This is a genomic window from Shewanella sp. SM55 (assembly GCF_025654025.1).
Taxonomy (GTDB): Bacteria; Pseudomonadota; Gammaproteobacteria; order Enterobacterales; family Shewanellaceae; genus Shewanella; species Shewanella oncorhynchi.
In genome coordinates this window covers 92,621-107,546 of record NZ_JAKKRS010000016.1, presented here as the reverse complement: position 1 = coordinate 107,546, position 14,926 = coordinate 92,621, and the positions used below count along the sequence as shown (strand labels likewise).

Below are 14,926 nucleotides of genomic sequence, written 5' to 3'. Positions count from 1 at the left end.
TGAATGAAAAACGCGACCTTGAGTCGCGTTTTTTATATTTGGCTTTCGCTTTAAGTGCAGTTGTTAAGTTATAACTTAGGGTTGAGATTATCAGCTAAGAACTTATCTAAGGCTTTAAAAGTCGCGAGTCTGTTGTCGTTATTGCTCAGGTAATGATCACCATTTTCCAACTCAATATACTCCACTGGTTTATTTAGTGATTTGAGCTCGTCATACATTTCTCGGCTATGTTGAACCTTAACGACCCTGTCTTTATCGCCATGAAGCAGTAATACTGGGATGTTAATTTTATCTGCTTTACTGATAGGTGATCGCTCATAGAGGGCATCGAGATCATCTCCTATTTGCTCTTTAACCACTTCATAGTTGGTATGTCTGCGGCTTGATTTTACTAGGTAGGCCACATCGGTCACACCAGCTACACTGATGGCGCAACGGTAAAGATCGGGAGTCATGGCAGCCCCCATTAAGGCCGCGTAACCACCATAACTCGCACCGGCAATACAAATGCGTTTGGGATCGCTAATCCCTTGCGCTATTAGGTAACGAGTCCCGTCTTCAACATCGTTTTGCATTTCGAGCCCCCAGTTTTTTAGGCCAGCCTTCATAAACTCATAGCCGTAACCTGCCGACCCCCTGAAATTCATTCGAAATACTGCATAACCCCGATTAGCGAAAAACTGTGCCCAATAGTCAAAGTCGTTACTGTCGTAACTGATCGGGCCGCCATGGGGGAAAATAATCGTCGGTAGCTGTTTAGCTTCGAGTCCCTTTGGCACTGTTAGGTAAGCATCGATTTTGAGCTTATCCCTTGCTTCGTAAGTTAGATGTTGGGTGTTGGCGAGTAGCTCACTATTGAGCTTGCCGTATCTGTTCGCGATGGGATATAACGTTTTTTCGTCCCTATCGCCGAAATAATAAGTGCCAGGCTCGGTTGAGCTGGTGGAATACACTATGTAGCGGCGTTCATTTGCACTGAATTGAGTAATATAGTTGTGAGCATCGGGTAATACAGCCTTAAGACCATTTTGTAGTCCGACATATTCTGTTTCCCAGAAGGTGTATTCCTCGCCGTCGCCTTCACTGATACCAATGACTTTTTTCTTTAATTGCGAGTAGAGTAAATCCCCTTCGACGTCAGTTGCTTCATTGGCGTAAACCAACTCTTTTGTAAGATTAGGGTCGGTCAGGTTCACTTTAAAAATGGCTTCGAAACCTTGGTGATAGGCGCGAACGTAGAGGATATTAGGGTCTGCATCAAAACCTAATGGCCAAACAGTGTCCTCAGAAAAAGCTTTAAAGGTCCAAAGCAAGCGTGAATCACTCTTTTGCTCGGCCTGTTCATAAATGCGGTACTCAGTATCATCGTTGTAGATAGAAATTCGGACTTTGTGCTGCCTGTCGGTAATCCAACTGATGATCTTCTTTTTAGCATTTTGGGTGTAACTGGATTTCCCCTGCGCTAAATTGACTTTCAGAACGCTGTCTTCGCCTACGTTTTCTCCCATTCCGTCTAATGACAGTAAAATATTATCGGGATCATCTGGCATAAGATCGATAATTTGTCCCTGATGTTGCGGGATCCAATTAAGACGGTCTAAGACGCTGCGCGGAAGGACACTCGAGGTCTTTTTCGTGGTCAAATCATACTTAACAAGGCGGGTTTCGGTTGTAGGTGTACCGTAACGGTTAGCCGGAAACTTAGCACTGATCAGTAAGATATTATCGTTTGCCCACTGCAGAGACAGGATGACAAATTTTTGGTTATCCGTGTGCAGCGGAATGCTTTTTTCGCCTGTTTCTATATCTTGGATACTAACGACAGTACCTTTGAGTTTGGCTTGATCGACCCGTACAACAGAAGCGATTTTTTTGCCATTAGGCGAGAGCTGCACAGAGCTAACATCTGGGATGCTTGCAAAGGCTTCAACGGGTAATTGTGGCGCAGTGTTGGCAACCGTATAGTTACATAGCCACAGCAATAGCAGCGGTAAAATCCTTTTCATTATCGATTCACATCTTCGTTACAATTGTAAAATCAACATAATAATGATTTTGAGATTAGTAAACTACTGTCTTTACAGATTTATTTATGTAAAAAGGCCTGACTGAAATAATAATGCCCTGCTAGCGTTAGGCTTCTGACGATCATAAAGACACTCATCGCGGCCCAGAGGGCATGGTTGCCTTGCTCTGGTAGTAATAGCTGCTGCAGTAAATACCATGTTGGGAAAAACGCGCCAAAGGTGGCGAGTATCATGCTATTGCGCATCACTTTTCCTTTAGCGGCACCTATGTAAACACCATCGAATAAATACGAGCTAAAGGACCATAAAGGCAAGAATATTAGCCAGATAAGATAGGTTTGCGCAGTGGCTCTGACCTCATTAATACTGGTCAATAACGCGATAATATTACTGCCAAAAAGACTAAATACAGCGCAGAATCCTAGTGCCGTTATGGCCGACCAGCACCAAGCTAAGATCACAGCTTCCCTTAATTGTTCTGCCTGTTTTTGCCCATAGGCTCGACCGACTTCTGCCTCGGCATAATAGGCTATACCATCTAGAGCGTAGGAGATTAATAGCAGTAAATTCAATAACACGGCATTGGCCGCAACGGTATTATCACCTAGACCTGCACCATGGAATGTCATAAAGGCAAAAGCTGCCTGCAAACAGAGGCTGCGGACAAAAATATCTGTGTTGAGCCTCAGTAATTTGCCATAACCCGTTAAGGTGACATGGGGGAATAGCTGAGATAAGTGAAACTCGGGTGCGCGCTTGAGTTGTTGTAACACCATAGTGAGTGCGACTGAGAAAGCGGTGATATCGGCAAATACTGAGGCGAGGGCAGCGCCTTTAACGCCCCAACCCAAGCCGAGGACAAACACCACATCGAGAATAATATTGGCAAGGTTGGCTAAAATCAACTGCCACATGGCGGCTTTAGGTTGTTGTCGCCCTAAGAGCCAACCTAACATCACTAAATTGAGCAGGGCGAAGGGCGTTGACCAAATTCGTACCTGAAAATACTCGCTGCAATAGCGCTCGACTTCGCTACTCGCTTCGGATAATCCTAACGCTAAATCCAATATCGGGACTTGCAGTGCGATAACGCCTGCGCCCAATAACATCGCTAGCATAGCGCCTTGGACTAAGAGCTTGTGCTGGGCGTGAAGATCGTCAGCACCAAAGGCTTGCGCGACTAAACCTGTCGTCGCCATACGCAAAAATCCCAATAACCAAATGATTAATGTGATAATCGTTGACCCGACAGCGACTCCCCCTAAATAATAGGCCTCACTCAGATGACCTATAACAGCCGTATCGACTAAGCCCAACAGCGGGATAGTGATATTGGAGAGTATCATCGGCAGGGCGAGCGCCAGTAACTGGCGATTTTTCGCGCCGTTGAGCATGAGGTCGAGCCAAGTTGATTTAGCAGTATTCATTAATTTCAGAGGTGTTCACATTATGGTTAAACGTGTGCTGTTGGCACTCATAGGGCTAATGACGTTTTCTGCCCATGCCGTGGTCATTCTGCAATATCACCATGTGTCAGAAACCACTCCGGCGGCAACCAGCGTTACGCCCGCGCAATTTCGTGAGCAAATGCAGTTTCTCGTCGATGACGGCTTTAAGGTGATCCCGCTTTCTAAAGTGGTTGAAGCGATCAAGCAAAAACAAGATTTACCCGCTAAAACAATCGCAATTACCTTCGATGATGGTTATCGCAGTATAGCGACTACGGCGCATCCTATCCTAAAGGAATTTGGATTCCCCTACACCTTGTTTGTGGCAATTGAGCCGATTAAACAAAAGTTTACCGAGATGATGACTTGGGATGAACTCATCACATTATCCAAGGAAGGCGCCGATATTGCTAATCACAGTTGGGCGCACGAACATTTGATCCGCGCCTTAGAAAATGAATCACAGGCGCAGTGGTTAGCGCGGATAAAAGCCAATATCTTAGAGACAGAAAAAGCGATTGCAGATGCCACAGGGCACAATTTTAAAATGCTGGCGTATCCCTACGGTGAGTACAATCAAGCGTTGCAGGATATGTTAACTGAGAACGGCTTTGTCGCTTTTGGGCAACAGTCCGGTGCCGCGGGGCCCTATTCGCCATTCACGGCACTGCCGCGTTTCCCCGTTGCTGGACAATATGCTGACCTAAAAAGCCTTAAGGCAAAGTTATACAGCTTAAATATGCCTGTGATTGCACAAACCCCAAGTGATCCTGAGTTAAAGGGTGGTCATTGGCGTCCAGAGCTTAAAGTGACCCTCGATATGAGTGATATCTCTGCTAAGCAAGTGATGTGTTACATCCAAGGTCAAGGCTCAAAACAGCCGACTTGGCTCAATGAAAACGAGTTTAGTGTTCAAGCGGATTTAGCCTTGCCTGCGGGGCGCTCGCGTTATAACTGCACAGCGCCGAGTAAGGCGCGTAATGGCTACTATTGGTTTTCTCAGCCTTGGGTGAGGCCAAAGGACGATGGCTCTTGGGTTAAAGAGTGATCAGCGGCTAGGTTTGTATTGCGCCACTATTTTTTCAAAATCGCTAATTAATTTATCATTTAATACCTGCGGCGGTTTGCCTAACGCTGCCGTAGGTTTAAATACCGCAATTCGCGTTCCCTGCGGCGACACCAACACATAACCCGCACTATGGTCGACTTGGTAATTTTCCCCTTCACCCACCATGGCATAAGTGAGTCCTAAGCTGCGGGTGAGTGGAAATATCTGCGTTTGTTCACCCGTTATAGCTTTAAACTCTGGATTGAAAAAATTTACATAGGTTAAGAGTTTATCCTGTGTATCTCGTTTGGGGTCGACGGATAGAAACACCACTTGCAATGGCGCTATTTTGTTTAGATCAGGATAAGCCGCCGCAAGTTTATTTAAGGTCGTAGGGCAAATGTCGGGACAAAAGGTAAAACCGATAAAAAATAAGCTCCATTTTCCCTGCAAACTGGCATTGGTAAAAGCTTGCTTGTGTTGATCAACCAATTCAAAGGGCGCTAATTCATAGGCCTGTGGAAACAGAAAACCGCTCTCTAACTCGATAGGTTTTGGGGGATTAAATTTCACCGCAAATAGGCCGCCAAGACCGAACAACAAAATGGCGATGACTAAAATTCTTTTCTGCATTATTCGCTCCATAAATACAGGTTAGCGCGACAAACTCGTTCCATACACTAGTTCCACAAATAGTGGTCTAGCAGTAATGCCATAAATAACAACATTAAATGGTAGATAGAGAAGCGGAACACTTGCATCGCTAAGCCATCATGATCCCGATATTTAAGTTGCCATGCTTTATAGATAAATCCCGTACTGAGTAAACTCGAGCTGACGAAATACACTGGCCCACACATACCAACCAGCACAGGTAACAGGCAAGCAATCGCCAGCAATACTGTGTAGAGCAAGATGCAGGTTTTCGTAAATTCGACACCGTGGGTGACTGGTAGCATGGGAATATCTACTTTGGCATATTCGGCGCGTCTGTGAATGGCCAGTGCCCAAAAATGTGGCGGCGTCCACGTAAAAATGATGATCACTAGCAATAACGCATGGCCGTGAAATTCGTTCGTTACTGCCGTCCATCCCAGCAGGGGTGGCATAGCTCCCGCAAGGCCACCGATCACAATATTTTGTGATGTTGCGCGTTTCAAATAGGCAGTATAAACCAAGGCATAGCCAATCAGGCTGGCAAAGGTCAACCAAGCTGTGAGTGGATTGACTAAGGAATATAAGACGATAAAGCCAAAACTACCTAAGCTAGCGGCGAAAATTAACGCGCGCGTGGCAGAAATACGCCCTTTGGGTAGCGGGCGATTGTAGGTGCGCGCCATTAAGCCATCGATACGGCGATCGATCAGATGATTCAACGCCGCCGCAGAACCCGCCATCATGGCAATTCCAAGCATACCCGCGAGCAAAGGTTGAACGGGCACCGCATGGGGCACAGCCAGACACATGCCGACGAGGACAGTGAGCAGCATGAGTGCGACCACTTTAGGCTTGGTCATTTCAAAATAGGCGCGCCATGTTACGCTGAAAGTGGGCAGGCTACTGGTGATTGAGAGTGGTTTTGCCATCTTGGATCCCTCGCTTATGCTTTGCGCCATAAAAAATAGTTGATTGTGACTAAGGTCAGTAGCAGTAGTGCCGCACCACCGTTGTGAGACACGGCAATACCGAGTGGTAAATGCATCACTACGTTAGAAATACCTAAGCTCACTTGTAGTATGACTAGGCCCACTAATAAAAGGCTTAAAGCCTTAAGTCCCGTAGCGCCAACAAATAATCGGTAGGCGAGCACGAGTAACAAGCTGGCAGTGACGATAGCGCCAATTCTGTGGGCTACGTGGATAGTCATTCGTGCAGGGTAATCGAGCACCCCAAATTCGAAGCTAGGGTGTTGGCCTTGGAACGGTGAAAATGCCTCGGCTATTGCTAAGTTATCTACCCAATTTCCCTCACAGATGGGTAAAGAGGTGCAGGCGAGCGCCGCATAATTCGATGATGTCCAAGCCCCCAACATAATCTGACCCACAAGGACGAATAGGCTCACCAACGCTAACGGTGCGAGATGTCGAGCATGGGTTTCGCTATTAAATATACGCCGAGGTCGGGTTCGCAGGTAAAGGAGTAACAGCAGTGAGATTAGGCTAAAGCCACCAATAAGATGCGACATCACAATTATTGGCATGAGTTTCATGGTCACAGTCCACATGCCTAGTGCTCCTTGAAAAAGGATCAGCAGCACTATGATGATCGGCAACTTTTTGGGTGCGTCCGGTGTTTTTAAGCACAAAATTAAGATGAATAACACCAGTAAGCCAAGTCCGCCTGCGATATATCTGTGGATCATTTCCAGCCAAGCTTTCTCTGGATTGATATCGTGATCTGGGAATATAGTTTGCGCATGGGCGATTTCATGGTCTTGGGTGGGCACTTTAATATGGCCGTAGCAGCCTGGCCAATCGGGGCAGCCGAGCCCTGCATCCGATAGGCGGGTGTAAGCGCCCATTAAAATCACCAATAGGGTAAAGACTAAGGTTAAGCGTAGGATCCAAGTTAGTTGCATCAATCTACCCTCGATAGTTTTAACAGCTTACGCAGATCCGCAATCAGCGCCTTGCCTTGAGCTAAATGTGCTTCTTTGCCCTGCACTTGAGGGTAGCGCAGGACTAAGCTGCCTAAGGGATCGACTATGATTAGCTGCTGTTCATCTAACCATTTGCTTAAGTCTGCATTGGCGGGGCGAGTGTTGAAGTGAAAGGCGCTTAAGGCGTTAAGATCGCTGTCGGGATGGGTGAGGATGAGCGGTTCTACTCGCGCCTGATCTGGCCCTAGCGCTGTGTGGCTTTGGCGCAAAATATACAGGCGTTCGCGGCAAGTATCGTTGCATTTGGCGGGCAATAAATATAGTAGTTGCCATTCTTTGGGATTAGAATTTTCAACCCCAAGGCTGGCATAACTGGTTTCGGGACTGATCAGCTCGCCATGATTGGTGGCACCGCCATGGTATAAATTCAGGCTCAGCACTAGCTTAGCAATCACTACGGGGGCAATAAACGCCAGCAGTAATAGCCCTAATGCTTTGTGTTTAGATTTGTTCTGGGAGTTCATGCTTGCTCCTCTCATTCAAATTATCCCTAATTTATTGTTTTATATTTATTTAGTTTTATTAGTGTCTTGCTAAGTATGGTACGAATTTCCCTATTGGCTCCTTGAGTTTGCGACTGTTTGGGCGCTATGGCGTTTTACATATTTAATCCCTTGCCACAGCATTAGTCCTGCAAATACGGCTGCCATCGAAAACCACTGCAACGCATAGCCCCAATGTTTTTGTGCCGACAGTGGGAAAGGTTGCCAAGGATGGGGCAATGTGAGGGAAGGTAATTGCTCTGGTTGCAACACGACAGGTAACAATGGGTGCCCTAATACCTTAGCCATTTCGGGCATATTTAAATTTTGAAAGCGAATACTTGTCCCTGTTTCTGCCATTAAAGCTTGGCTCAAGGGATTGATTTGCTTTTGATAAAGCTTGCCTTCGATATTTAATTCCCCGCTTAGGGGAGTGATGTGAGGCAACTCATCACGATGGGAGCCTGAGGCAACAAAGCCTAACTCGACCAGCAACCAAGGTTTTTCAACTTCTACTTGCAGAGGTTGAAAGGCTAAATATCCCACTTGACCTTGATAGATTTGATTATCCAGCAGCCAGATTTGTGAGCTTGCGGGAGTGGCGCGTACTTGCAGTCGATAACCAGTCACACCTTCTTTGCCGACCTTGAGTTGGAGCTGCTCAAAACTTAATGGCAGCAAAGCTTGCCTTGCTTCCATCTGGGCTAAAAGCGTCGTTTTATCTTCACCACGGGCTAACTGCCATAAACCCAACTTGACCAATATAGTTAATACAGCCACAGTCAATATCAGTAGAAAAACCGTTAATTTATTCAGCAGAACATGAGGATATTGTATGAATAGCCTGTTCATTTTTAAGTTGGTCTTAGTTCTGCTGTTGCTATTCATCATTTTTAATCTAGGTCGCGCCTTGTTTATTATGGTGAAAGGTGATGAAAAAGTGCCTATGAGCCGCTATCTTGGTCGGCGAGTGATTTTCTCTGTGCTCGTTATCCTGTTATTGCTGGTGGCCTTAGGGACTGGGTTAATTAGCCCCAATCCCAAGCCTTACTAAAGCACTAGAGAACGTAAACGAAAATAAACAGACACAGCCAGACCACATCCACAAAGTGCCAATACCAACTCCCCGCTTGGAACGCAAAATGTTTATCTGCGCTAAAGTGCCCCTTCAACACTCTGAAAAACAACACGAATAAAAAGAGAGTCCCCAGAGTGACATGCATGCCGTGAAAGCCAGTTAACAGGAAGAAGGTGTTGCCATAAATCCCAGAGGTCAGAGTGAGTCCCATTTCCCGGTAGGCATGCATATATTCTTCTGCCTGTAAGGCAAGGAAACCCATACCCAAGAGTATGGTGATACCGAGCCAGAGAGTAATGGCAGAACGTTTACCTTTTTCTAGGCTGACATGGGCGAAATGTAAGGTAACTGAGGAGGTTAGCAGTACGATAGTGTTGATTAATGGCAGTCCAGTCCATGGCATAGCTTGGGTTTTAGTGCCATCTGGCGTAGTTATGAGCGGCCAAATAGCTTCAAACTGAGGCCAGAGTACTTCGTGGGTCATGGCATTATTCGATGCGCCACCGAGCCAAGGCACTGCGAACATGCGGGCATAAAATAGTGCCCCGAAAAAAGCCCCGAAAAACATGACTTCCGAAAAAATAAACCAGCTCATACCTTGGCGAAACGATCGATCCATTTGGCTAGAATAGAGCCCTGCCATCGACTCTTGGATCACGGTTCTAAACCAACCCACCAGCATGAATAGGATCACAGCTATCCCAACCAGCAGCACATAACCGCCACCGGATGCACCTGATTTCAACTGTTGCACGAAAAGGCCTGCACCAGAGGCGATTAAGAACAAGCCAATGGCACCTACAATAGGCCAGACACTTTGGGATGGAACGTAGTAAGACTGATGTTTCGTTGTCATTTTGCAGCTCCTTGCTCTATGGCAGACGCTAACTGCTTGTCGGTAATGTCGTAGAGAGTGTAAGAGAGGGTCAGAGTATGGATAGACTCAGGTAACTGAGGATCCACATAGAAAATGAGCGGCAGCTCAGCGCTAGTGTCCGCCGCTAAGGGTTGTTGATTAAAGCAAAAGCATTCTGTTTTATTAAAATAAGCGGCACCTTGGCCGGGCGAAACTGAAGGTATCGCTTGGCCAATAGTTGCTTTAGCGGACATATTGCGCGCCAAAAATGCCGTATGGATTAGCTCGCCAGGGTGAACTTCGAGCCGTTTGGTTTGTGGCGCAAATGTCCATGGCATGCCTGTTTGTACCTGAGAAATAAATTCCACAGTCACTATTCGGCTTGTATCTACTGTGATTGCTTGATAACTACTCGCGGTATTGGAGGGTTTTCCATTGATACCGAGTTGCTCGCACAACACATCGTAGAGCGGCACCAGCGCGAATCCAAAGCCAAACATGCCAATACAGCCTATAACTAATATGCTGATAAGTTTACGATTTGACTTAGATTTATCTTGCTGGTGTTGGGTTGCCATTTCATTTCACCTCAGGTGGTGTCGTGAAGGAGTGGTAAGGCGCAGGGCTTGGCAATGTCCACTCTAAACCCTCGGAACCTTCCCAAGGTTTAGCGGGAGCTTTTTCGCCGCCACGGATGCACTTAATTACTAAAACTAAGAAAATCAATTGCGATAAGCCGAAGGCGAACCCACCAATCGAGACGATTTGATTAACATCGGCAAATTGAATCGAGTAGTCAGGGATACGCCTTGGCATTCCTGCCAGCCCAAGGAAATGCATCGGGAAAAATAGCACATTGACTGAAATCACCGAGCACCAGAAATGCCATTGTCCCAGTTGTTCGTTGTACATGTGTCCCGTCCACTTAGGTAGCCAGTAATAGGCCGCTGCCATGATGGAGAAAATCGCACCAGTCACTAGTACATAATGGAAATGTGCCACAACAAAATAAGTATCGTGGTACTGGAAGTCGGCGGGCGTAATGGCGAGCATTAATCCCGAAAAACCGCCAATAGTGAAGAGTATGATAAAGGCTACAGCAAACAGCATGGGCGTTTCGAAACTGAGTGAGCCGCGCCACATAGTGGCAACCCAGTTAAACACTTTCACCCCAGTTGGCACTGCAATCAACATAGTGCAATACATGAAGAACAGCTCGGCAAACACTGGCATACCTGTGGTGAACATATGGTGCGCCCACACGAGGAATGACAGAATTGCAATACTAGCCGTAGCATAAACCATGGATGCATAGCCAAATAAGGGTTTACGACTGAAGGCGGGCACTATGGCAGAGATGATGCCAAAGGACGGCAAGATCATGATGTAAACTTCAGGGTGGCCGAAGAACCAGAAAATATGCTGGAACATCACAGGATCGCCGCCGCCAGCCGCATCGAAGAAACTCGTGCCGAAAAACTTATCGGTCAGCACCATAGTCACTGCGCCCGCGAGTACGGGCATAACCGCGATCAGTAGGAATGCCGTGATAAGCCAAGTCCACACAAATAATGGTAACTTCATCCATGTCATGCCTGGCGCGCGTAAATTCACTATGGTCACAATCACGTTGATCGCGCCCATGATCGAACTTATCCCCATGATGTGAATAGAAAATACAAAGAGCGCCGTGCTATCTGGGCTATAAGTTGTTGATAGTGGTGCGTAGAAGGTCCAACCAAAGTTTGGTCCGCCACCTTCCATAAACAACGAACTGAGAAGGATAGTGAAGGCGAAGGGGAGTATCCAAAAACTCCAGTTATTCATCCGTGGCAGCGCCATATCGGGCGCTCCTATCATCATAGGGATCAGCCAGTTAGCAAGCCCTGTAAAGGCTGGCATTACCGCACCGAATACCATGATCAGCCCATGAACAGTTGTCATTTGGTTGAAAAAGTTGGGCTCGACCAATTGTAATCCAGGTTGAAAGAGTTCAGCGCGGATCACCATGGCCATAGCGCCACCGGTTAAGAACATAATGAAGCTGAACCATAAATACAAAGTACCTATGTCTTTATGGTTGGTGGTTAGCAGCCAGCGCATGATGCCCTTTGGCGCACCATGATGATGGTCATCATGGGCTGCGGTTTGATCTTGAGTCGTTGTGCTCATCATTATCCCCTACTGTCCATGACTTGCGATATCAGCAGGTTGCACTGTATCGCCGGTATTGTTGCCCCAAGCATTGCGTTCATAGGTAATGACTGCTGCAAGTTGCTGTGGGCTAAGCTGTTTGCCAAATGCCTGCATAGCCGTGCCTGTTTTACCGAGCATCACAATATCGATGTGATTGGCGACTGGTCCAATGGCGATAGCACTACCCACTAGCGCGGGGAAGGCGGGTGGTATTCCTGCACCTGTCACTTGATGGCAGGCAGCACAGAAGGTCGCGTAGACAGTTTCACCTTCGGCCATGAGGGCGTCATGGCTGAGTGTGGGGAGGCTTGCGGGATCGACTGCAGGTGCGGGTGTCGGGGTTGTACCGCTTGGTACCGCGGCGGATGTTTGTGCAGAATTGCCGTTCATGTACTCGTTGACGTCTTTGGCTTGCACTGCATCGCCAGTATTATTGCCCCAAGCATTACGCTCGTAGGTAGTCACTGCCGCGATTTCTTGTGTAGTCAATTGCTTACTAAACGCTTGCATGGCTGTACCCGTTTTACCGTTGAGCACAATTTCAAGGTGGCCGCTGAGCGGTCCCGTTGCAATCGGGCTACCTTTAAGGTGCGGAAATACGCCTTGCAACCCTTCGCCATTGGGCTGGTGGCAGGCTGCGCAGTGCCCGAGGTAAACTTGTTCACCTTGAGTCATCAACTCTTCTTTACTTAGGGTTTGTGATAAAGCGGCTTGAGCGGCTTCAGCCGCAGCACCTGCGGCTTGTTTCTGCTCTGTGACCCAAGCCTCAAACTCGGCTTCGGGTAACGCTTGTACTACGATAGGCATAAAACCATGGTCTTTACCGCAGAGCTCGGCGCATTGACCACGGTAAATGCCGGGTTTGTCGATGCGAGTCCAAGCCTCATTGATAAATCCAGGGTTGGCATCTTTCTTAATTGCAAAGGCGGGTACCCACCAAGAATGGATGACATCCTCTGAAGTCATCAGAAAGCGGATTTTGCGGTTTATCGGTAGAACGAGCGGTTTATCGACTTCCAATAGATAGTTTTCACCCTTGGTTTCGGTGCCTTCTATTTGTGCTCTGGGTGTTGTCAGTATGCTATAAAAATCAATATCTTGATCGAAATAGCTGTAATGCCATTTCCATTGGGACCCCGTGACTTTTACGGTGAGATCGGCGTTGCTGGGATCTTCCATTGCGATTAAAGTTTTTGTCGCTGGAATCGCCATTAAGATCAAAATGATAAATGGCAGAATCGTCCAAGCGATTTCAACTTTAGTGCTTTCGTGAAAGTGGGACGCGACAGCGCCTTTGGATTTTCTGTGGTTGATCATGGCGTAAATCATGACGCCAAAGACCACTAGGCCTATTGCGCAGCAGATATACAAGATGGTCATGTGCAAGTGATAAACCTTGCCACTGATCTCGGTCACGCCAGGGGTCATGTTGAACCGCATGTCCGCGGCGGTCAACGGTGGTGCGAAAAGCACCACGAGTAAACAATACAACAATTGCTTCACAAGACTTCTCCTCTGCCAATTGCGAATAGCAACTACAAAGAAGAGCAACACAGTAAGTCTCAACTCTATGCAAACTCTTCAGTTCCCAAAAAAGCTTTTTTGACTTCAACGTGCGTTGGCGGCTGTTACTTTTAATCAAGTATTGTTACTGCTGGTAATTAGCCACGCTGGCACATACTGCTGAAATAAATCTGTTCTCTATTTTTAGTGGCGCTTCGAGTTCGATAAATACTCGATTCATTGACCACGGAAGGTGATATATCATCACCGACTTAACCAACCATACTTGCTGTTTAAATATTGATCAAGATCACTTATTTATCTAATTATCTGAAAAATTGCCAAAAAAAAGCCTCACATTCATAGGTGAGGCGGCTTTCAAGGTAAAAAATTAAATGAATATTTAGTGTACAGCGCTAAAAAAAGATTGCTGACCGAAGAGATTGCCTTGCTCAATACGTACGTCTGCATGTAAGTGACTGTTTACGTCTTCAAGCACTATGCCCATAGCTCGGGCACTTTTAGCCACGATTTGTAGGCGTCGATTATCCCGTGCATCCAATGATTGAGTCCAAGTAATGACTGCACTGGACGTACCACTTGTTAGGGCTTTTTCCATCGCCCACAGGGTTTCGACTTCATCTTTAGCATGTACCAGCAAAACTCTATCCATACGCACACCTGCGTTGGCGAGCATTTGCTTGTAGCCAATACTTGGAGGGTTGATGAGCACTAACCAACGGCCCTGTTGGCTTAACTGAGCGAGTTGTGCACTCAGATGAATTAATTCTTGGCGACCTTGAGTCTTAGTTGGCATACAGGCGATGGGCGCATGGTGCCAGTCATAGTCGGCATCACGGACTTCATCGAGCCACAGGCCCGGATGGCGGGGGGCATTGCCAAGTAGTTTATTCATAGCCAATCTCCATTACGGATCACACCGACGGCGAGTCCTTCAATTGTTAAACTTTGGAAGCCTAAATCCACTTTAATCGGGGAGTAATCTTCATTTTCGGCATGTAGATAGACCACATTACCTTTTTTTTCGAAACGTTTAACAGTGACATCGTCATCGACTCTAGCGACAACCACTTGACCATTTCTAGCTTGTTCTACTTTATGAACTGCCAGCAAATCACCTTCGAGAATGCCGATATTTTTCATGCTGTCGCCTTTTACTCGCAGTAAAAAATCGGCGGCGGGATGAAACATGCTTGGGTCGACTTGGTAGTACTGTTCAACATGTTCCTGGGCGAGGATAGGTTCACCCGCAGCCACTTGGCCGATGAGCGGTAAACCTGTTTCAGTCAAATCTTCGATTTCCGCAGGCAGACGAATGCCCCGAGATGTGCCAGGCATGATCTCAATGCAGCCCTTTTTCGCCAACGCTTTAAGGTGTTCTTCAGCCGCATTGGCGCTCTTAAAACCTAAACGGGTTGCGATTTCTGCCCGAGTGGGTGGCATGCCAGTATCGGCAATATTTCGTTTAATTAGCTCTAAAATTTCAGCTTGGCGTGGCGTCAAAGGTCTCATGGTGTTTCCTGTTTTTCTATACAGTTACTGTTAGTATATACAGTATTATTTGCAGCGCAAGTATTAACCACTTTTTAGCTATGTTGGAGAGAATTA

At 46.8% G+C, this 14,926-nt stretch carries 15 protein-coding genes; 2 read left to right on the top strand and 13 right to left on the bottom strand.

What is annotated here, in order from left to right; all coding sequences use genetic code 11:
* Positions 1–68: 68 nt before the first annotated feature.
* Together L5L91_RS18290 and L5L91_RS18285 are read right to left on the bottom strand one after the other, a co-directional pair.
* The gene (locus L5L91_RS18290; protein WP_168827208.1) at positions 69–2,006 is read right to left on the bottom strand and encodes an alpha/beta hydrolase family protein; all 1,938 of its coding nucleotides are present in this window, start codon (positions 2,004–2,006) and stop codon (positions 69–71) included.
* Between the two features lie 80 nt (positions 2,007–2,086).
* Positions 2,087–3,454, bottom strand: coding sequence for an MATE family efflux transporter (locus tag L5L91_RS18285; RefSeq protein WP_263237375.1), 1,368 nt, complete (start codon positions 3,452–3,454; stop codon positions 2,087–2,089).
* Between the two features lie 22 nt (positions 3,455–3,476).
* Between L5L91_RS18285 and L5L91_RS18280 the strand changes: the two genes are divergently transcribed.
* Positions 3,477–4,523, top strand: coding sequence for a polysaccharide deacetylase family protein (locus tag L5L91_RS18280; RefSeq protein WP_263237373.1), 1,047 nt, complete (start codon positions 3,477–3,479; stop codon positions 4,521–4,523).
* Here L5L91_RS18280 and L5L91_RS18275 read toward each other — a convergent pair whose 3' ends face one another.
* The 5 genes from L5L91_RS18275 to L5L91_RS18255 form a co-directional block, all read right to left on the bottom strand.
* Positions 4,524–5,156 carry an SCO family protein gene (locus L5L91_RS18275; protein ID WP_263237371.1) on the bottom strand — a complete coding sequence of 211 codons (633 nt, stop codon included), beginning with the start codon at positions 5,154–5,156 and terminating at the stop codon, positions 4,524–4,526.
* A gap of 47 nt (positions 5,157–5,203) precedes the next feature.
* Entirely contained in the window at positions 5,204–6,109 is a 906-nt protein-coding gene (gene cyoE / locus L5L91_RS18270; RefSeq protein ID WP_105250648.1) for a heme o synthase, read from the bottom strand.
* A gap of 14 nt (positions 6,110–6,123) precedes the next feature.
* Entirely contained in the window at positions 6,124–7,101 is a 978-nt protein-coding gene (locus tag L5L91_RS18265) for a COX15/CtaA family protein (protein WP_263237369.1), read from the bottom strand.
* On the bottom strand, positions 7,101–7,646 hold the full coding sequence (locus L5L91_RS18260) for a hypothetical protein (RefSeq protein ID WP_198572401.1): 546 nt from the start codon (positions 7,644–7,646) through the stop codon (positions 7,101–7,103). Before L5L91_RS18260 ends, L5L91_RS18265 begins: the two co-directional genes overlap by 1 nt.
* A gap of 90 nt (positions 7,647–7,736) precedes the next feature.
* Positions 7,737–8,501, bottom strand: a complete 765-nt coding sequence (locus L5L91_RS18255) for an SURF1 family protein (RefSeq protein ID WP_263173535.1) — start codon at positions 8,499–8,501, stop codon at positions 7,737–7,739.
* Between L5L91_RS18255 and L5L91_RS18250 the strand changes: the two genes are divergently transcribed.
* On the top strand, positions 8,500–8,718 hold the full coding sequence (locus L5L91_RS18250) for a DUF2909 family protein (RefSeq protein WP_263237367.1): 219 nt from the start codon (positions 8,500–8,502) through the stop codon (positions 8,716–8,718). The genes L5L91_RS18255 and L5L91_RS18250 overlap by 2 nt on opposite strands.
* Before the next feature lie 4 nt (positions 8,719–8,722).
* On the opposite strand, the gene L5L91_RS18245 is transcribed toward L5L91_RS18250, so the two are convergent.
* From L5L91_RS18245 to lexA, 6 genes are all read right to left on the bottom strand, one after another.
* Entirely contained in the window at positions 8,723–9,598 is an 876-nt protein-coding gene (locus L5L91_RS18245) for a cytochrome c oxidase subunit 3 (protein ID WP_105250644.1), read from the bottom strand.
* A complete protein-coding gene (locus L5L91_RS18240) occupies positions 9,595–10,176 on the bottom strand; it encodes a cytochrome c oxidase assembly protein (RefSeq protein WP_263204144.1) in 582 nt (193 codons plus the stop codon). The genes L5L91_RS18245 and L5L91_RS18240 overlap by 4 nt, the downstream gene beginning before the upstream one ends.
* Before the next feature lies 1 nt (position 10,177).
* Entirely contained in the window at positions 10,178–11,770 is a 1,593-nt protein-coding gene (gene ctaD, locus L5L91_RS18235) for a cytochrome c oxidase subunit I (protein ID WP_263192516.1), read from the bottom strand.
* A gap of 9 nt (positions 11,771–11,779) precedes the next feature.
* Positions 11,780–13,297, bottom strand: coding sequence for a cytochrome c oxidase subunit II (gene coxB / locus L5L91_RS18230; protein WP_263237366.1), 1,518 nt, complete (start codon positions 13,295–13,297; stop codon positions 11,780–11,782).
* 403 nt (positions 13,298–13,700) lie between these two features.
* Positions 13,701–14,213 (bottom strand): cell division inhibitor SulA, encoded by a 513-nt coding sequence (locus L5L91_RS18225; RefSeq protein ID WP_263237365.1) that lies wholly within the window; start codon positions 14,211–14,213, stop codon positions 13,701–13,703.
* Positions 14,210–14,830 (bottom strand): transcriptional repressor LexA, encoded by a 621-nt coding sequence (lexA, locus tag L5L91_RS18220; protein ID WP_105250639.1) that lies wholly within the window; start codon positions 14,828–14,830, stop codon positions 14,210–14,212. Before lexA ends, L5L91_RS18225 begins: the two co-directional genes overlap by 4 nt.
* Between the last annotated feature and the right edge of the window lie 96 nt (positions 14,831–14,926).